Origin of the sequence: Clostridium sp. SGI.024, assembly GCF_050315195.1 — a bacterium.
In the GTDB taxonomy this organism is placed as follows: Bacteria; Bacillota; Clostridia; order Clostridiales; family Clostridiaceae; genus Clostridium.
In genome coordinates this window covers 1-18,147 of the sequence record NZ_JBNPON010000064.1, presented here as the reverse complement: position 1 = coordinate 18,147, position 18,147 = coordinate 1, and the positions used below count along the sequence as shown (strand labels likewise).

Below are 18,147 nucleotides of genomic sequence, written 5' to 3'. Positions count from 1 at the left end.
CAGAAGCATTATTATTAGTAGTATTAGCTTTTTGTAATACACCTACAGATGTTTCAAATTTATCGTAATCTTTATCAGTTAAATCAACAGTTATTTCACTAATAGAATGAGCACCAACTCCTTTAGTATAATTAATTGTTGAGCCATTAGCATCTCTTAGTGCTAATTTATTTACACCATCATGAGATATATCACGTCTAATAGTACCATAAGAAGCTCTTTGACTTTCCCACTTAGTATCTGATAAGTATGTTATATTATTAGTAGTTTTATCATTATAAAAAGATAAATAGTAAGGTGTTAAATCTTTGTATTCTATATTACCATCTGCTTCATAAAGTATTCCTAAAGTCCCATTGTTAAAGTATAATGAAGAATATCCTCCACCTGAAGCATTTCCGTTTTGTGGATAAGGAACTGTTAATTCTGTAATACCTTTTGATAAGTCATCAAAATTAATCATATAAACAGTTATATTATCTCTTATGTATCCTCCTTTTAGATTTTTAGGAGCTGAAATTAATCCTATTCTATCTCCATTTGAGGCAGTAACTTTTATAAATGAACCTTGACAACCCGCACCTGAGCCAGTTTTAATTTTCCTATGTAAAGGTTCGTATACTTCCCATGTGTTACCTAAATCATGTGATATGTATGCAGATCTATATCCAGTATAGTCATGTCTAGTACTCATAATTAAGGCACCATCTAATTCTATCACCATATTTTCAGAAGTTGTTGCTTGAGGAACTTTATTTCCCATTGTCCAAGTTTCACCATTATCTTTTGAATATATAATAGTTGAATAATATTTATTTGAATTATTTTCTCTTAAGGCTATTTGAGCAGGAATTACAATTGTATTATCTTCCATTACAATTCCTGTTCCAACACCACCTAACCATCCAATTGTATTACTAGGTTGATTTTTTATTCTAGCTTTATTTGTTGTTAAGTCAATTTTATCAGACCATGTTCTACCATTATTATCTGAATAAACCATTTGAACTGACCAATCACTTCTTAGGTTTGTACTAGCGCTTGCCCAGTTACCATTAGTATTCCAGGCTCCATTAATCAATATTATTCTTCCAGTATTTGTAACAACAGTTGTAGAATCCATTACACGAGAATAAGTTGAATTTTTGCGATCATTTTTCATAGCTATTTGATAATCCCATGTTTGTCCACCATCAGTGCTCTTAGCTACACCTATATCAATATATCCATGATCACTAGCTCCATTGTAGCGAATATCAGAAAAAGCAAGCATAGTTCCATCAGATAGTATTTGTAAGCTAGGAATCCTAAAGTACTTAGATTTCCAAATATTACTAGCTTTATCAAAAACCTTTACTCTTGAAATTTGATCATCTAAGCTATTTGCATTAACATTGCTAATGTTAACATTAAAAATCAGCATAAAAGCTAGTAATAAAAATAAAGTGAATTTGGCATTTAAAAATTTTTTCATAGTTCTCCTCCTTAATAAAATACTATATTAATTTAAATTAATATCATATAATTAAATGTATTTAGCTATTTTAAAAATAGTCCTTTAGAGTTTATTATTTAAGTAATACAGATATGTTTAATTGAAGTTATAAAGAATATTATAAGAAAATATTATATAAAATTTATTTCAATAATAAGTATTATTAATTTTGCTATGTTTTGAATTAAGGATTATGATATGATTTTTATTAAGTTTACTGCATTTATCTATAATTGTAATTTATAACAATATAAAAGGTAAAAAGTATTAATTTAATACACATTAAAAATTTCATTATATTTACATTTAATACTCTTTTATTTAATACAATCTGAATAAAGTTATGAATACGTATACAAATAAATTAAAATATAATTCCTTAGATTAATGGAAATTATATTTTAAATATTTGTATTTTTTATAACTTATTATAGTATAAATTTTAATGTAAAAATTGATTATATTCAATAGAAAATAAAAAAATGTCAAAAAAATATAAAATAGCACAAAATTTCTACAAAAATATTAATTCCTGTTTTGTACAGATTAGATTTTTAATATATTTAACTATATATTCTTTTTCATATAATAACGTTTATGTTCTTTTGGACAATCATCTAATACTCCAAAAACTTCATATCCATGTCTAATATAAAAATCCTTTGCTTGAAAATCAAAAGTATCTAAATGAATTATATTGCATCCTTTTTCTTTTGCAATTTTTTCTATATCATTTAGAAGAATAGTTCCATATCCCTCCTTGTATGATATAGATATAATATTTCATAGAAAATTAATATATTTCTAATATTAATTAATCTATAAATAAATTATATAAATGAAAATATTTCTTCTATGCTACTCCCATCTAAAGAAAACCAAGTTATTTTTTCAATAACATCATATAAACTCTTCCCATTGAATACTTTGGCATTTAGAAAATCCTCTAATTTATTATATTCATATGCTTGTGAACCATCTGCCACTAAGCCATACCAATATAATTCCTTTCCTATATTTTTCTTATCTGGCATTTTTCCTAGCCAACAGTCATCATATTTTGTATCATTATCAATACAAAAGTTCATTTCAATACATGAATTACTTTTTAATACATCACTATTTAATATTGTTATTAAATCCCGCAATTTAAGTTTTGCCATTATTCCCCCCCATAGTTGCTTATCTTTATAAGCTTACTATCTAACTTATTTCCAATATATCTTTAATCACTATTTCTCCACAAACCCTAAGTTCATGATTCTTTTAATAAAAACTAATTATTATTGTAACTTACTTTTTTATACTTATAAATATATTTTAAATAAACTTTTTCTGATATAGAATTAGTAAATTAGAATAACTAAAGTAAAACTTGGAATATCTCCAAATTAGAAATTATCTATTTTTTATATGCATCAATAATAATTGAAACCATACCCAATTCCCCACTATCATTTCTAGTGTCAAATCTTAAAGATCTTCCAATCATCCCCTGTCCAGGATTCCAATAATTAAAATGAAATCTTCCATTTTCATCGCAATATTCAAGTAAATCTACTGTAAATCCTGCTGCTTCAAAAACATTTATTAAAGTCTTATAATCATAAAAAACCTTATGAGTATATGCAGGATGATCTACATTTCCTGGTCCCCCTGGTTTGCACATATTCTTATACCATTCATTATCAAAATTAACATCTGGAACTGCAACTCTAACATATCCATTTGGTTTTAAGAACTTATATAAATTTTTACCTGCTTTTACTCCTTCCTCATAACTTAAATGCTCAAATACATGTTCAGCTAAGAATGCATCAATAGATTCTTCCTGTTCAAATAAATTATAATAATCATTAATATTTAATAAGTCTAACTCCTCTTCTTGTGTTGCTTTCCACCCTTCATAAGAAGTATTGCCAGCTCCAATAATAATTCTTTTCACATATACAACCTCTCTTTCAACTCCTAATTCATTTGTATGTTTGTAATAATTTTTTTAATTCATTTTATGCTTTATTATCTACTTAGCATCCTACAATTAATTATAACATTTTTTCCCATAACAATGTTTCAATTCTCAAAGAAACCATTACTAACTTTTTCCTCAAAATAAAAGACACCTAAGTGCCTTTTTTCCTTTAGTATAAAAGTAGTCAGATATTATATTGTGCTGACTTGGAGCGAGCGACGGAAGCAACGATATAATATCTGACTACTTATCTTGTGAATAAATAATCTATTTTTGATAATTTAATTAACTCATTTGCATTTATATTCTTAATTTCATCTTCTAAGTATTTCATAAAACTTATATCTTCACTATAAATCAAATTCTTTTGTTCAGCTTTTTTTTCACTTACTGCCATAGTCATAATAGCAACTAAGACGCTTATAAACCTTTCTTCATTATTACTTGCAGATGCAACTCCCACAGAAATTAGTCCACTTAACATAGCTTCAATATCTAATGATTTATTTTTCTCGTTTATATATCTATTTATAAAGAATTCACTAAATCCATCAGTTAAATAATAATCATCACTTTTTATAACTAAAATTGTATTATTATTTTTTGAAAACCTTTTTAATCTAATTCTAAAGGAATTATCTTCTCTTATTTTATAATTTATATTTTCTTCTTCAATTAAAGTTTTATCATTTAATACTAGAACCTTAAATTCTTCTACCTTTCCTGTAACAACATTTATATTATATCTATTTATAAATCTTAATGCCATTTCCCTTATTGGAAAAGAAAGGTTTGCTCCTAGTATATCTAAAACTACAAGTATTCCTTTTCTTCTTGCTATTCTTATTGATTTTTCTATTGCCTCAATTTTATCTTCATTTAAATCTTTAAGATATATTAGTAAGGAGTTAGCCTTAGAAGTTAATTCTACATATTCTTTTAATATATCTGTAAATATAGGCTTACCATTATAGTTTATTATACTTTCTTTTAACTTTTCTGAAGAATTATTAATACAGTGTATAAGAGGTTTCTTTATTTTCTGCAAGTTTAAGCTCTCGTCTAATGCCCTTATACCAATTTGCATTATCGTTTCCTCTCTTACATCCTAAATATAATCATGTCAATACAAATAGTATCTATACATATTATTCGACAGCATTTTTATATGTGATTGTTTTTCTTAATGGTTATTTTATACACATTAGTATATAATGATAATTAAATATTTAAACTAAAAGGAGAATATTATGAATTGGATAGAAGAAATTAAAGAATATGTTCCATATGATGAACAAGAAGCAGCTGATAAAGAAGCTATATTATATGCCATTAATAATTTTGATAATTTACTTACTAGAGAAAATCCATTAGCTCATATAACTAGTTCTGGATATATAGTAAATAAAGATAAGACTAAAGTTCTTATGATTTATCATAATATATATAATTCTTGGTCATGGACTGGTGGACATGCAGATGGAGATGAAGATTTATTATATGTAGCAATTAAAGAAGCTAAGGAAGAAACGGGAGTTAAACATATCAAGGCTTTAGATAAAAAGATATTTTCTTTAGATGTACTTCCTGTACCTGCTCATATTAAAAGAGGGAAAAATATAGCTTCACATCTTCATTTATCAGTAGCTTATCTTTTAGAAGGCGATGAAAATGATGATCTTATTATTAAAGAAGATGAAAATAGCGGAGTAAAATGGATTCCAATTGATGAGGTTTCTATATACTCAACTGAAGAAGATATGATTAAGCTTTATGAAAAGTTTAATAAAAAAATTAAAGAAATGAGATAAATGAAAAATTAAAAAGTATTAAGATATCATATTTTATCTGGGTTCCGTCGCAAGCTCCAAGGCATCACGATACTATATCTTAATACTTTATAAATTCTAAATTTCAATTTGTTATTACTTACGGATAGCTACATAACGGTAATGTAACATATCCACACCTCGGTAATGTTTCGTCCAGCTATCCATTGCTATCATATCATTTCTTAGCGCTACATTTTGAGAGGCTACATTTGTATCTCTAATTATAGAACATACCTCGTTAGCATTTAGTATCTCAAAAGCATATTTCTTACACGCTTTTGCAGCTTCTGTAGCATAACCTTTATGCCAATATAACTGTTGAAAAAGATAGCCAACTTCCAACACTTCCGTATCCTTCCATGGTTGCATTGTTAGACCACATTGCCCGATCATTTCATCTGTTTCTTTTAGAACTACTGCCCACAACCCAAAGTTCCATTCTTTATAACGGAAAATTTGCCTGTCTAACCATTCCTGTACTTCCGTATCACTAAATGCTCCTTCATAGGCATACATTGTTTCTTTATCCTGCAATATCTTACATAAAGATTTATAATCTTCTTGTGTTAACTCTCGTAAATATAATCGTTCTGTTTCGAGTATCATATTCTCTCCTTATCAAATTCCCATTTATCTAGTAGTTTAATAATCTTATCTTTGTCCTCTTAAACCTTATCTGTTATTTTACCTATTCTCTCTTTTTTCTTCTCTCTCACTTATTATCTATTATATTTTACCTAAACTAAAGTTTTATAGTATTTCTGCTTTTATTCATAAGTTCAATAATTTGATACATATTTCCTATTTCCCCAACCTTAAGTTCTTCCTTTAAATTGTAGAAATCTAAGCAAGCACCACAGCTTATTATATTTACTCCCTTTTCCTTCATTAAATTTAAGCTATCTAATACATCTGAACCTGTACAAGTTAATTTAACTCCTCCATTAATAAACATTAAATTTTTTGGAAGGATTTCTGATTCTGCTAAGGTATTAATATATACCTTCATTAAAGTTTCTCCTAATTTATCATCACCATTTCCTAAAAGGTTAGTTGCTACTAATATGGTTGGTGCTGAAGGAACAGAAATATTATCTAAGGCTTCATTAATCTTTGATACTTGTACATCTTTGATTTCACCTCTTGAAAGTTGTATTTTATATATTCCCTCTTCTTCAATAAAGCTACTATTTAAATTGATTCCTTTAGCTAACCTTAATATATTATTTTTTGCTACTTCATTATCTACTATTACTAAGGCTTCTTTTGAATCTTCTAAATCAAAATATTTCTTTGTTTTTATTACTGGCATAGGGCAAGCTAATCCCTTACAATCGATAATCTCCATAATCCCACCTCTATTTAAATTATTATATTAATTATTCTAAATTATATTAATAAGTTTATTATCTTCATTAGCTTCAACTACTCTTCCAATAATTTCAGCTTTAATTTCACTTCTACTATTAATATTATTTAATAGTTCCTCCGCCTTATTTTCACTTACTGAAATTAATAGTCCACCAGAAGTTTGTGGGTCAAAAAATGTTAATCTTGTGGCATCATCAATTTTATCTGAAAATTTTACCCATTTTTCAAAATGTTTTTCATTTGAATATGCACCACTTGGTAAACAGTATTCTTTTACTAATTCTTTTACTTTCTTCATAACAGGAATCTTTTTACTATCTACTTCTAAAGCTACTCCACTTCCTGCTGCCATTTCATATGAATGTCCAATAAATCCAAAACCAGTAATATCTGTACAAGAATTTACACCTATCTTTTGCATTTCTTCTGATGGAACTTTATTTAAAGTTGACATAACTTTTTCTGCTTCCTTAAACTCTTCATCTGTAATAAAATCTATTTTTAGAGCTGTAGTTAATACTCCAGAGCCTAAAGGTTTTGTTAATATAAGTTTATCTCCTACCTTTGCAGCAGAATTAGATATAATTTTATTTGGATTTATTAACCCTGTTACAGATACTCCATACTTTATTTCTTCATCTGTGATAGTATGTCCACCTGCAATTGTTGCTCCAGCTTCTCTAATTTTATCAGCTCCCCCTTTTAATATTTCTGCTAGGATATCAGCTCCAATAGTTGCTGAAAAACATGATAAATTTAAAGCTGTCAAAGGTTTTCCACCCATCGCATAAACATCACTTAAAGCATTAGCTGCTGCAATTTGTCCATATGTATAAGGATCATTGGAAACTGGTGTAAAGAAATCTACAGTTTGTACTAAAGCTAATTCATCTGTAATTTTATATACCCCTGCATCATCTGACTTATCAAAGCCTACTAATAAATTAGGATCTCTTTCATCTTCACTAACTTCAATATGTTTTAATACTTTAGCTAAATCATCTGGAGTAAATTTTCCTGCACATCCACACCTAGTTGATAATTGCATAAGTTTCTTTTTATTATTTTCCATTTTATCACCTAATTTGTATTACCCTTCATTAATTTACTTAATAATCTACTTCATATTTAAATTATACCACTAATACTAGTAAAATAAATAGAGATGCCCTTTAGGCATCCCTTTATGAAAATTAGCATAATATTACTTGATTTTAATCATCTTTTGATATAGTATTTCGTAATTGTCTAGTCTCTCATATATATAATAATTCTTATTTCTATCTAGTTTTTTAAATACAAAGGTTTTTTCAGTATCTAAAACTCCTAGATTTTTTTCATCTTTTTTAAATATTGGATGATAATCATCGCTATTAATTGGATTGTAATGATCTATTCCACCATCCCCTTCAAAACTTAAAGGATATGCAGCATAATTTCCTGTGGCTCTTACCCTTATTTCTGTAGTATCAAGTACATCTGTAATATCTAAAATTTCAAGAGACCCTTGGCTACCAAAATCAAATTTACCTTTTTCTAATGGTATCAATACCCTTCTTCTATCACCACTTGTATCATACTGATATGGAATTAAATATACCTCACCATCTTCACTTGGAGGATTATGTTGCATAATTGATATAGATTCCTCTCTATTTGGACTAATAGTTTTTTCTTGTAAAATACCTTTATTACTATCCCAAATAAAGTAATCTCTAAATAAAGCAAATTGTCCTTCAGGATATTTAAACTTAATAAAGATACCAGTATCATATTCCTTTGCATTTAAAACTTCAATTGTCCTATCTCTAGATATAATTGTTTTATTTATTTCATAGTCCTTAACAGCTACAGTACTACTATCTAAAGTTAGTGGAATCGGTTCTATATTAATATCTATATATTCTTGATCACTTCGTCCTGTATATAACTTTGTTACTTTAAGATTACCATTAAATACAGTTGGTAATTCTCCTCCATCTATAGCTTTAAACTGTACTGATTGAATAGCTTGAAAAGTATAATCATCAATAAATTCTCCATAAAATAATCCAGAATTCTCCACAATATTATCCTCTGTAGTAATAGATGTTTCCAAACTAAAACGTGAATCATTTATTATAGGTTTATCACCTATTATATTAAATATTATTGTTAGTTCTATACCATTATAATAAGCCTTTTCAATATTAACCTCATATTCACCCACTTTTATTTTTGCCATTACTGGAACAGAGTTATCTTCATAATTACCTAAGTCTGAAGATGAAAATATTCGTTCATATACATCTTTTAATATGGGAATTTTTTGTGCATATGTTGGAAAGTACACCCCCAAAGTTAATATACATATTGTCAATCCTGCTATTAGTCCACTTATCTTTGTACTAAACTTTGAATACTTATTCCCTTTGGCTATAGTTTTTCTAACCAATTTTTTTATCTTCTTTTTTTCTATATCATTTAACTCTACTTCTTCGTATTCACTCAAATCTATTTTTACATCATTTAAATATTCTAATGGATCCTTCATATTTGTCCCTCCTCAAAGCTATTTCCAAAGATGGATTTTATTTTTTTCTTTCCTCTAGATATCCGATTATAAATAACTTCTTCCTTAACAGAGTAAATTTCTGCAATATCTCTAACTTTTTCTTCATTTATATAATATCTAATAAAAATATCCTTATCCTTAGGATTTAGTGCACTTAATAAGGAATCTATTTCCTTTTTAAGTTCCTCTTTTTCTAAGTATCTTTCAATGTTATCATCACCCTTAAGGTCTATATTTTCAATATCATCTGTCATTAATTCTATGTTTAAATACTTTCTTTGATATGAAATACATTTATACCTTGAAATCGCTGCTAACCAATTTTTAAATTCACCTTTTGATTCATCATATTTATCAATTCCATTCCAGATAGCTAATAATATATCATTTATACATTCATCATTATAATCAGTAAGACTATATAAATGTTTATTTACTATAGATTTTATTAATCCACCATATGTGTCTACTATATAATCTAAAGCTTTTTCATTTTTCTTATTTAGATACTTTATAAAGTTTTTTTCATTTATCCTCATAAGATTCTCCTTCCTGTAAGTCCTTACACTTATTACTTAGCTTAAACTTTATAATTTCTATCAATTTTTATTAAAATTTATTTTCCTTTATCTTAATTAATGTTAATATACTATATTTTCCATAAAATAGTATATAATATAAACATAATTACTTTTCAGATGTATTTATAGGAGTGTGTTTTATGGTTGAAAAAAATAAAAAGAAAAATAATAATTGTTATTTCACACTTTTTACTGGAATGGGACTTGTTTTGGGTATTATTTATGGAGATTTATTAATAGGATTGTGTTTAGGTCTTACTATTGGTCTTGTTCTAGATAAAAAAAATAATGTCAAAAAATAAAAACTCCCTTAGGAGTTTTTAGCTATTAAAATATAATAATTTGAAACAAATTGCTTCCTCACTTCTTCATTCTTTCATTTTTTCATTTAATGTTATCTTTGATAACATTACTTGTTTCCTCTTTCTTCTTCAGTTATATTTCTTATAGATTCTAATTCTGAGCAAGTAGCTTCGCAGTTATTGTCTTTATGCAAACTATCCATACCAAAATTTAGATTTAAGAACATTAATTCCACTTCTTCTTCTTTTAGTATCCTTAGTATTTCTATATTAATTTCTTCCTTTAGTGCTTCGTATTTCACATATCTTAATTCATTGGTATAAAAATATATAAATACTCCAAAGCCATAGGTAGATAATTCATTAAAACTTACAATTATTAAGTCCTTATCTATCTTTTCATGATTATTAAGTAATTCTTTTATTTTATCCAAAGATCTTTTTATTTTTTCAACAGAAGTTTCAAATCTTATAGTAAATTTAAAGTGAATTCTTCTTAATTTTCTTTGGCTCCAATTAATTATATTTTCATTAGCAAGCTTTGAATTTGGAACTGTTGCAACTGCCATAGAAAAGGTTCTTATTTTTGTACTTCTAAAAGTTATTTCTTCAACAATTCCTTCTATATCAGAGGTTTGTATCCAATCACCAATTGCAAAAGGTCTATCAAGCACTATAATAATCCCGCCAAAAAGATTGGAAAATGTATCCTGAGCCATTAATGCGAAAGCAACTCCACTTATTCCAAGACCAGCTATAAAGCCTGTAAATCCAAACTCCTTTGCAATACAACTTACTCCAATTACTATTATAATTAACCTTATTATTATAGATACAAAGGGAAAAACTATATTATTTTTCTTTACCTTCTTATAGAGTATTGAATTTTCTAAGGTAAGATTATAAGAGAAATAGCATATTGCTATAACTATAAAAATCTTTTTTAATTTCTCACTTGTAATAGAATTTACACTTAACCTATCATAATCTATTACTTTTAATGAAATATATAAGCTATACAAAGTTATATATAACTTTATTGGCTTTTCTAAAGCTCTAACAAAGCTATCATCAACATAATTCTTTGTAATTTTCACTAATTTAATTGCATAATCAAAAATTTTACTAATAATATACTTATTAATAAAAAGAGAAAGTGCAAAAACTATTAAAGCGATTATATATTTACTTATACTTACTTTCAATAATAATTTAATAATTTCTTCTACTTGTTCCATATCTACTCCTAATAGTATTTCATTTTATTAACTATTGTTAAATACTATTTATCTTCCACTTAAAAGATAGGATAATTTCACACAATTAGGTTAAAATATCAATTATTATTTTTAGTTATTTTACTATTTTTTATCCAAATTATTTAAAGCAAGTCTTATCCCTTTTATAAATTCTATTGCTGTATTATCTTTTATTCTCTTAACTACAGCACTTCCTACAATTACTCCATCTGAATACTTTGAAACTTCTCTAGCTGATTCAGCACTAGATATTCCAAAGCCAATTAGAAAAGGTATATTAGAATATTTTTTTACATAATTTAAATAATCTATTATATCTTCATTCAATATCCCACTTCTTTCACCAGTTACTCCCATAGATGAGATACAATAAACAAAGCCTTTTCCCTTATTTATAATTGATTTAATTCTCTTCTTAGAAGTTGGTGCTACTAAAGGTATTAAATATATATCATACTCTTCACATAATGATAAAAACTCTCCTCGTTCTTCTAATGCTAAATCAGGTATAATAAGTCCATCAATTCCCACTTCCTTAGCCTTAATTAAAAACTCATTAACACCAAAGCAATAAACTAAATTATAATAAACCATAACTATTATTGGAATATTAGATTCTTTTCTTATTAGCTTTATACTATCTAATACATCAAAAATATTAATACCATTTTTTAAAGAATTACTATAAGCTTCTTGAATAACTACTCCATCTGCTAATGGTTCACTAAAAGGAACTCCAATTTCTATTAAATCCGCTCCTGCTTCTCCAATTTCTATTACTAAGTTAGCTAGTTCTTCTTTTGATAAATTATCAAAGGTTACAAAGGGCACTAATGCTTTTTTATTTTCTTCTTTAAGCCGTTTAAATTCTAAATCTATTCTATTCATCTTTATCCCCCCTTGCTTTACTCTAAATTTTCTAATATTACTTCTAAATCCTTATCTCCTCTTCCTGATAAATTTATAATTATTATTTTATCTTTATCCAATGATTTAGCTAATTTCATAGCATAAGCTACTGCATGGGAAGACTCTAAAGCTGGAATTATGCCTTCTTTCTTAGTTAAATATAGAAATGCCTCTAAAGCTTCTTTATCCGTTGCACTAACATATTCTGCTCTTTTTATTTCTTCTAAATATGCATGTTCTGGACCTATTGCTGGATAATCTAACCCTGCTGATATTGAATATGCTTCTTTTATATTTCCATAATCATCTCTAAGTAAATAAGTCATCATTCCATGCAGTACACCTTTTTTCTTTTCACTCATAGTAGCTGAATGTTCTCCGGTTTCTATTCCATGACCTGCTCCTTCTACCCCTATAAGCTGTACTTCCTTATCTTCTATAAATGGATAAAATATTCCCATAGCATTACTTCCTCCACCTACTGCTGCAACTATATAATCTGGAAGTCTAGCTTCTTTTTCTAAAATTTGTCTTTTAGCTTCCATTCCTATTATCTTTTGAAAATCTCTTACCATAGTTGGATATGGATGTGGTCCTACTACTGATCCTATTATATAAAAGGTATCTTCTGCATTAGTAACCCAATATCTTATTGCTTCGTTTACTGCATCCTTTAAGGTTCCTGATCCACTTTCAACAGGTACAACCTCTGCACCTAAAAGCTCCATTTTCTTAACATTTAAGGATTGTCTCTTTATATCTTCAACTCCCATAAAAACTTTACAGTTCAAGTTAAACTTTGCACAAACAGTAGCTGTAGCCACACCATGTTGACCTGCTCCTGTTTCTGCTATTATATTCTTTTTACCCATTCTCTTAGCTAAGATAGCTTGACCAATAGCGTTATTTATTTTATGAGCACCTGTATGATTTAAATCTTCTCTCTTTAAATATATTTTAGCCCCATTTAATTCTTTACTCATATTTTCTGCATAATATAATGGACTTTCTCTACCAACGTAATCAATTAAATAGTTCATATACTCTTCATAAAACTTTTCATCCTTTATTGCCTTTTCATATTCAACTTCTAGCTCCTTTAATACATTCATTAAAGTTTCTGGAACATATTGTCCCCCAAAATTATTAAATCTACCTTTTATCATATTTACCTACCTCCATAATTAATTCTTTCATTTTTTCAAAGGATTTATATGTTTTTTTATTTAAATCAACTTCTTCTACTCCACTAGATACATCTATTCCATTGGGATTAATATTTTCTATTACTTCTTTTAAATTATCTTTATTAATTCCTCCAGCAATAAATATATTTTCTAAATTAGATAATTCACTTAAATATCTTATATCTATTTTATTTCCTTCTCCTGGAGTATTAGTATCTAACAATATTTTAGAGATATTATAATCGTTGATTTTTTCTATACTTTTTTCATCTATAACTTCTATAGCCTTCCAAATTTTTATCTCTTTATTTAAAATTTTAATTAGATTATTTATATAATTCATATCTTCATTACCATGTAATTGAACTATTTCTATATTGGTGTAATTTATAACATCTTCTATATAACTAATATCTTCATTTCTAAAAACAGCTACTACCTTTATAGATGAGTGTAGTTTTTTTATAAGCTTATTTGCTTCCTCTTTGGAAACTCTTCTTTTACTCTTTGAAAATACAAAACCAATGTAATTGGGCTTTAAAGTATTCAAATAATCTATTTCAAAATCCTTAGTTATTCCACAAATCTTTACTTCAACCATATTTACTTCTCCAAAACTATAAATTAAAAGTTTTCTCTCTATATTCTGAAATAAATTCTTTATTATTTATATTTCTCATAAACATTTCACCAATTAAGACTCCATTAGCCCCTAAACTTTTCATATAACTTATATCACTAATATTTAATATTCCACTTTCAGCAATTATCTTTCTATCCCTTGGAATATGACTTATTAAGCTTTCAGTAACTTCTAAGGTAGTCTTAAAGTTATTTAAATTTCTATTATTAATACCAATAATTTCACATCCACACTCAATTGCTAACTCTAATTCTTTTTTATTATGAATTTCAACTAAAGGCTCTAAATTAAATTCTTTTGCTTCTTTATAAAATTTCTTTAAATCTTTATTTAAAACTGAAGCAATAAGCAATATACTATTTACTCCTAATGCTACGCTTTCATATATTTGATAAAAATCTACTATAAAATCTTTTCTTAAAATTGGTTTTATACTTTTATCTCTAATATACTCTAAGTTTTCATTACTTCCACAGAAAAAATCTTTTTCAGTTAAAATGGAATAACAATCTATATTTAATTTTTCATAGAACTCTAATACTTCATCTATTTTAAAATCTTCAACTATTATTCCCTTAGATGGTGATGCTTTTTTAAATTCGCCAATTATTGAAAGCTTATCTTTAAATATCTCTTTTTTAAAAATATTTTCATATCCTTTATTATTACTTTCTTTTTCTATAAGATTAATTGCCTTAGAATACATACTTTTTTCATCTATATATTTTTTAGCTTTTTCTATTTCTAGTTTCTTTTTCTCAATTATCTTAATTAATATATTCTCCATACAACCCCACCTCCTTTGTCTAGGGTATTAATATATAATTTTTGTAGACTATATACTTATTAACTCTTTATACTTATTGTAAGCTATACCACTATCTATCAATTCTGCTGCTATTTTAATTCCTTCTTTTATAGAGTTTACAGCTTCTCCAACATAAAGTGCTGCTGCTGAATTTATTATTACAATATCTCTCTTTGGCCCTTTAACACCTTTTAAAATATCTATAATAATCTTTGAATTTTCATTTGCCTCTCCTCCAGATATATCCTTTAAAGATGCTTTATTAATGTCAAAGTCTTCAGGCCTAATTTTATATTTTTTAATTTCTCCATTATTAACTTCACATATTGTTGTTGTGGTTGTTGTTGTTATCTCATCTAAACCATCATCTCCATGTACAACTAAAGCTCTTCTTAGTCCAAGATTTAACAGAACTTCTGCTACCATATCTACCATCTTTTCATCATATACACCTAAGAGTTGTCCTGTAAGTTGAGCTGGATTAGACATAGGACCAATTAAATTAAATATTGTTCTAACCTTTAATTCATTTCTTTCATTTGCTACATTTTTCATAGCTTTATGGTAAAGAGGAGCAAATAAAAAGCTCATTCCCTTCTGCTTAAGTCTTATCTCACTTTCTTCTTTACTTAAGCTTGTCTCAATCCCAAGTTCATTTAACACATCAAAACTTCCACTTTTACTTGAAATTGCTCTATTTCCATGTTTAGCTACCTTAATTCCTGCACTAGCAGCTATAATGGCACAAACAGTTGAAATATTAAAAGTTTTCCCTCCATCACCACCAGTTCCACAAGTATCTATTAATACCAAATTTTCAAAGCCTTCTATTTTTATCATGTTATCTCTTAAAGCTTTTACTGCTCCTAATATTTCTTCAGTAGTTTCTCCCTTTACCTTTAGTCCTAATAAAAATGCTCCAATTTGTGAGGAAGTAGCTTCTTTATTGATAATTTCATTAATTACACTTCTAGCTTCCTTCTCAGTTAAATTTTCTTTTATGGAAATTTTATTTATAGCTTCTTTAATCATAAATACCACATACCTCCAAAACAAAATTTTTAATAATTCTCTTTCCTTGATCTGTATAAATTGATTCTGGATGAAATTGTAGTCCATAAACCTTCAATTCTTTATGCTTTATTGCCATTATTTCATCATCATCTAAGCTCTTTGCAATTATTTCTAACTCCTCTGGAATACTTTCCTTTTCTATTATTAAAGAATGATATCGCATTGCTTCAAATTTTCTATTTACTCCGTTAAAAATACTATCTTTTTTAATTTTTATTTTTGATCTTTTTCCATGTACTATATTCATGGCTTCTTTTACTACTCCACCAAAAGCTATTGCTATTGCTTGATGCCCAAGACATATACCAAGAATCGGAGTTTTATCTTTAAATGCTTTTATAATTTCTACAGAATTCCCTGCATTTTCAGCTTTTCCTGGTCCTGGAGAAATTACTATTCCACTAGGATTTAATTCTTCTAACTCCTTTACTCCTAATTCATCATTTCTAAATACTTTAACCTCAGAAAATTCTGATAAATATTGATATAAATTAAATGTAAATGAATCATAATTATCAATAAGTGCTATCATTTTATAATAACCTCCTTTAAAATATTTAGTTTATTATCTATTTCTTCACATTCCTTTTCTGGTATTGAATCATAGACAATTCCTGCTCCAGCTTGAATGTAAGCATTATTATTTTTTAATAAAATTGTTCTTATTGCTATGCATAATTCTAGATTATTACCATATGATAGATAACCTATAGCCCCTGAATATATTCCTCTATTTAAGCTTTCTAATTCATCTATTATTTGCATTGCCCTTATTTTAGGAGCTCCAGATACTGTTCCTGCTGGAAAACAAGAAAACAGTGCTTCTATTTTATCTATATCATCATTGAGTTCTCCTGTAACCTTACTTGTAATGTGCATAACATGAGAAAATCTTTCTACCTTCATAAACTCTTTTACTTCTACTGTTGATATTTTACTTACTTTACCAACATCATTTCTTGAAAGGTCCACAAGCATAACATGCTCTGCTAACTCTTTAGTATCACTTTTAAGCTCTTCTTCTAATAATAAATCTTCACTATAAGTACTTCCTCTTTTTCTAGTACCTGCTATTGGATTTGTAGTAATAATATTATCTTTAATAGAAACTAATATTTCTGGAGATGATCCAATAACTTGGTACTCATCATAATCTAATAAATACATATATGGTGAAGGATTATCTTCTCTTAATCTCCTATATAATTCTAATGGTGACTTTTTTGTTTTTATCTTCATTCTCCTAGATAAAACAACTTGAAATATTTCTCCTTCTCTTATATATTTCTTTGCCTTCATGATATTTTTAATAAACTCTTCATTTGAATCATCATAATGAAATTCTAATACTTCTTTTTCTTCTTTAAGAAAATTATCAACTAAATATATTTCTTCTGATTCTAACTTTTTATTTAATTAACTTCTTTTTTTAACTTTTCAATTGAATGTGCTTTATCCTCTACAATCTCTAAATATGGATTTTCAGCTATAAAGGAGTATCTTCCTTCTAAATTTCTTCTTTCTCCACTTTCAAAAATAAATTTTTTCTTGCCATCTAAAGCTTTGAAAATTCTAATTGGAGTAACTTCGTCACCTCTAAACTCACTAATAACCGAAAAAACCTTACTCTCTGTTTTCTTTTTTTCAAATACTTCTTTACTAATTTCTATCATCTTGATATCCTCCTTTACACTTTTATTGATTAGCTATAAAAAAAGTCACTTTGTCCCCCAAATGGGACAAAGTGACTTGTGCCACCCATTTTTTAAGTACACAAATAAACATATAAAAATAAAAAAATCACCCTAAAATAGGGTGAAAATTACTTCACTTATGCCACCTATGCACATCTTAAATCAAGTACGGAAATAACTAATTCATATTATTTCGATACTCTGTTATTTTAACGGCTAACTTCCCGTGTACCCCTACTATAATTTCAAGATACCACCTCAAAGACCCATTCAATAATAGCTACAGTATTCGGCTCCCACTATCCCAAATTCGCTGTTACTAAACTCTACTACCTACTCTTCTTATCAAAGGCTTTAACTTTAATGTTATTATATGTAATATTAATAAAAAAATCAACAATTTTCTGAAGATTTTTGAATTTTAAAAAAAGAAATGAGAAATTTTAAAAATTTCTCATTTCTTTTA

At 27.1% G+C, this 18,147-nt stretch carries 18 protein-coding genes and 2 pseudogenes; 2 read left to right on the top strand and 18 right to left on the bottom strand.

The window, feature by feature from the left end; translation table 11 throughout:
• From ACQRD5_RS14200 to ACQRD5_RS14180, 5 genes and pseudogenes are all read right to left on the bottom strand, one after another.
• Positions 1–1,474, bottom strand: a 1,474-nt coding sequence (locus ACQRD5_RS14200) for an exo-alpha-sialidase (RefSeq protein ID WP_427746973.1), incomplete at its 3' end; no start/stop codon positions are given.
• Positions 1,475–2,062: 588 nt separating this feature from the next.
• A pseudogene (locus ACQRD5_RS14195) lies at positions 2,063–2,257 on the bottom strand (GNAT family N-acetyltransferase); the annotation flags it as partial.
• A 68-nt stretch (positions 2,258–2,325) separates the two neighbouring features.
• Complete coding sequence (locus tag ACQRD5_RS14190) at positions 2,326–2,658, bottom strand: hypothetical protein (protein WP_320901246.1); 333 nt, start codon at positions 2,656–2,658, stop codon at positions 2,326–2,328.
• 239 nt (positions 2,659–2,897) lie between these two features.
• Complete coding sequence (locus ACQRD5_RS14185; RefSeq protein WP_320901244.1) at positions 2,898–3,440, bottom strand: class I SAM-dependent methyltransferase; 543 nt, start codon at positions 3,438–3,440, stop codon at positions 2,898–2,900.
• Between the two features lie 274 nt (positions 3,441–3,714).
• Positions 3,715–4,554 (bottom strand): hydroxyethylthiazole kinase, encoded by an 840-nt coding sequence (locus tag ACQRD5_RS14180; protein ID WP_320901242.1) that lies wholly within the window; start codon positions 4,552–4,554, stop codon positions 3,715–3,717.
• 163 nt (positions 4,555–4,717) lie between these two features.
• Here ACQRD5_RS14180 and ACQRD5_RS14175 point away from each other — a divergent pair, with 163 nt between their 5' ends.
• Complete coding sequence (locus ACQRD5_RS14175) at positions 4,718–5,278, top strand: NUDIX hydrolase (protein ID WP_291630412.1); 561 nt, start codon at positions 4,718–4,720, stop codon at positions 5,276–5,278.
• 114 nt (positions 5,279–5,392) lie between these two features.
• Here the strand turns inward: ACQRD5_RS14175 and ACQRD5_RS14170 are convergent, their stop codons facing one another.
• The 5 genes from ACQRD5_RS14170 to ACQRD5_RS14150 form a co-directional block, all read right to left on the bottom strand.
• The gene (locus ACQRD5_RS14170; protein WP_320901240.1) at positions 5,393–5,905 is read right to left on the bottom strand and encodes a GNAT family N-acetyltransferase; all 513 of its coding nucleotides are present in this window, start codon (positions 5,903–5,905) and stop codon (positions 5,393–5,395) included.
• A gap of 136 nt (positions 5,906–6,041) precedes the next feature.
• Positions 6,042–6,647, bottom strand: coding sequence for a sulfurtransferase-like selenium metabolism protein YedF (gene yedF, locus ACQRD5_RS14165; RefSeq protein WP_320901238.1), 606 nt, complete (start codon positions 6,645–6,647; stop codon positions 6,042–6,044).
• A gap of 36 nt (positions 6,648–6,683) precedes the next feature.
• A complete protein-coding gene (gene selD / locus ACQRD5_RS14160) occupies positions 6,684–7,742 on the bottom strand; it encodes a selenide, water dikinase SelD (RefSeq protein ID WP_320901491.1) in 1,059 nt (352 codons plus the stop codon).
• Positions 7,743–7,874: 132 nt separating this feature from the next.
• On the bottom strand, positions 7,875–9,203 hold the full coding sequence (locus tag ACQRD5_RS14155) for a DUF4179 domain-containing protein (protein ID WP_320901489.1): 1,329 nt from the start codon (positions 9,201–9,203) through the stop codon (positions 7,875–7,877).
• On the bottom strand, positions 9,200–9,763 hold the full coding sequence (locus ACQRD5_RS14150; protein WP_291630405.1) for a sigma-70 family RNA polymerase sigma factor: 564 nt from the start codon (positions 9,761–9,763) through the stop codon (positions 9,200–9,202). Before ACQRD5_RS14150 ends, ACQRD5_RS14155 begins: the two co-directional genes overlap by 4 nt.
• A 182-nt stretch (positions 9,764–9,945) precedes the next feature.
• Here ACQRD5_RS14150 and ACQRD5_RS14145 point away from each other — a divergent pair, with 182 nt between their 5' ends.
• Positions 9,946–10,107 (top strand): hypothetical protein, encoded by a 162-nt coding sequence (locus ACQRD5_RS14145; RefSeq protein WP_291630404.1) that lies wholly within the window; start codon positions 9,946–9,948, stop codon positions 10,105–10,107.
• A gap of 107 nt (positions 10,108–10,214) precedes the next feature.
• Here the strand turns inward: ACQRD5_RS14145 and ACQRD5_RS14140 are convergent, their stop codons facing one another.
• From ACQRD5_RS14140 to ACQRD5_RS14105, 8 genes and pseudogenes are all read right to left on the bottom strand, one after another.
• Positions 10,215–11,345 carry a mechanosensitive ion channel family protein gene (locus ACQRD5_RS14140; RefSeq protein WP_427746972.1) on the bottom strand — a complete coding sequence of 377 codons (1,131 nt, stop codon included), beginning with the start codon at positions 11,343–11,345 and terminating at the stop codon, positions 10,215–10,217.
• 123 nt (positions 11,346–11,468) lie between these two features.
• Positions 11,469–12,254 carry a tryptophan synthase subunit alpha gene (gene trpA, locus ACQRD5_RS14135; protein WP_427746971.1) on the bottom strand — a complete coding sequence of 262 codons (786 nt, stop codon included), beginning with the start codon at positions 12,252–12,254 and terminating at the stop codon, positions 11,469–11,471.
• A 17-nt stretch (positions 12,255–12,271) separates the two neighbouring features.
• Positions 12,272–13,438, bottom strand: coding sequence for a tryptophan synthase subunit beta (gene trpB / locus ACQRD5_RS14130; protein ID WP_291630416.1), 1,167 nt, complete (start codon positions 13,436–13,438; stop codon positions 12,272–12,274).
• Positions 13,428–14,063: a phosphoribosylanthranilate isomerase gene (locus ACQRD5_RS14125; RefSeq protein WP_291630401.1), complete on the bottom strand. Its 636-nt coding sequence runs from the start codon at positions 14,061–14,063 to the stop codon at positions 13,428–13,430. The genes trpB and ACQRD5_RS14125 overlap by 11 nt, the downstream gene beginning before the upstream one ends.
• Positions 14,064–14,079: 16 nt before the next feature.
• On the bottom strand, positions 14,080–14,892 hold the full coding sequence (gene trpC, locus ACQRD5_RS14120; protein ID WP_291630400.1) for an indole-3-glycerol phosphate synthase TrpC: 813 nt from the start codon (positions 14,890–14,892) through the stop codon (positions 14,080–14,082).
• A gap of 48 nt (positions 14,893–14,940) precedes the next feature.
• Entirely contained in the window at positions 14,941–15,945 is a 1,005-nt protein-coding gene (trpD, locus tag ACQRD5_RS14115) for an anthranilate phosphoribosyltransferase (protein WP_427746970.1), read from the bottom strand.
• The gene (locus tag ACQRD5_RS14110; protein ID WP_291630398.1) at positions 15,938–16,519 is read right to left on the bottom strand and encodes an anthranilate synthase component II; all 582 of its coding nucleotides are present in this window, start codon (positions 16,517–16,519) and stop codon (positions 15,938–15,940) included. Before ACQRD5_RS14110 ends, trpD begins: the two co-directional genes overlap by 8 nt.
• A pseudogene (locus tag ACQRD5_RS14105) lies at positions 16,516–17,660 on the bottom strand (anthranilate synthase component I family protein). The gene ACQRD5_RS14110 and the pseudogene ACQRD5_RS14105 overlap by 4 nt, the downstream one beginning before the upstream one ends.
• Positions 17,661–18,147: the final 487 nt, after the last annotated feature.

What these genes read in the sequence shown, in the direction of transcription:
- ACQRD5_RS14145 (WP_291630404.1), top strand. Translation starts at nt 9,946, where the DNA reads ATGGTTGAAAAAAATAAAAAGAAAAATAATAATTGTTATTTCACACTT.
- ACQRD5_RS14170 (WP_320901240.1), bottom strand. Translation starts at nt 5,905, where the DNA reads ATGATACTCGAAACAGAACGATTATATTTACGAGAGTTAACACAAGAA.
- trpC (WP_291630400.1), bottom strand. Translation starts at nt 14,892, where the DNA reads ATGGAGAATATATTAATTAAGATAATTGAGAAAAAGAAACTAGAAATA.
- ACQRD5_RS14190 (WP_320901246.1), bottom strand. Translation starts at nt 2,658, where the DNA reads ATGGCAAAACTTAAATTGCGGGATTTAATAACAATATTAAATAGTGAT.
- ACQRD5_RS14175 (WP_291630412.1), top strand. Translation starts at nt 4,718, where the DNA reads ATGAATTGGATAGAAGAAATTAAAGAATATGTTCCATATGATGAACAA.
- trpA (WP_427746971.1), bottom strand. Translation starts at nt 12,254, where the DNA reads ATGAATAGAATAGATTTAGAATTTAAACGGCTTAAAGAAGAAAATAAA.
- ACQRD5_RS14140 (WP_427746972.1), bottom strand. Translation starts at nt 11,345, where the DNA reads ATGGAACAAGTAGAAGAAATTATTAAATTATTATTGAAAGTAAGTATA.
- ACQRD5_RS14155 (WP_320901489.1), bottom strand. Translation starts at nt 9,203, where the DNA reads ATGAAGGATCCATTAGAATATTTAAATGATGTAAAAATAGATTTGAGT.
- ACQRD5_RS14125 (WP_291630401.1), bottom strand. Translation starts at nt 14,063, where the DNA reads ATGGTTGAAGTAAAGATTTGTGGAATAACTAAGGATTTTGAAATAGAT.
- selD (WP_320901491.1), bottom strand. Translation starts at nt 7,742, where the DNA reads ATGGAAAATAATAAAAAGAAACTTATGCAATTATCAACTAGGTGTGGA.
- trpD (WP_427746970.1), bottom strand. Translation starts at nt 15,945, where the DNA reads ATGATTAAAGAAGCTATAAATAAAATTTCCATAAAAGAAAATTTAACT.
- ACQRD5_RS14150 (WP_291630405.1), bottom strand. Translation starts at nt 9,763, where the DNA reads ATGAGGATAAATGAAAAAAACTTTATAAAGTATCTAAATAAGAAAAAT.
- ACQRD5_RS14180 (WP_320901242.1), bottom strand. Translation starts at nt 4,554, where the DNA reads ATGCAAATTGGTATAAGGGCATTAGACGAGAGCTTAAACTTGCAGAAA.
- yedF (WP_320901238.1), bottom strand. Translation starts at nt 6,647, where the DNA reads ATGGAGATTATCGATTGTAAGGGATTAGCTTGCCCTATGCCAGTAATA.
- ACQRD5_RS14110 (WP_291630398.1), bottom strand. Translation starts at nt 16,519, where the DNA reads ATGATAGCACTTATTGATAATTATGATTCATTTACATTTAATTTATAT.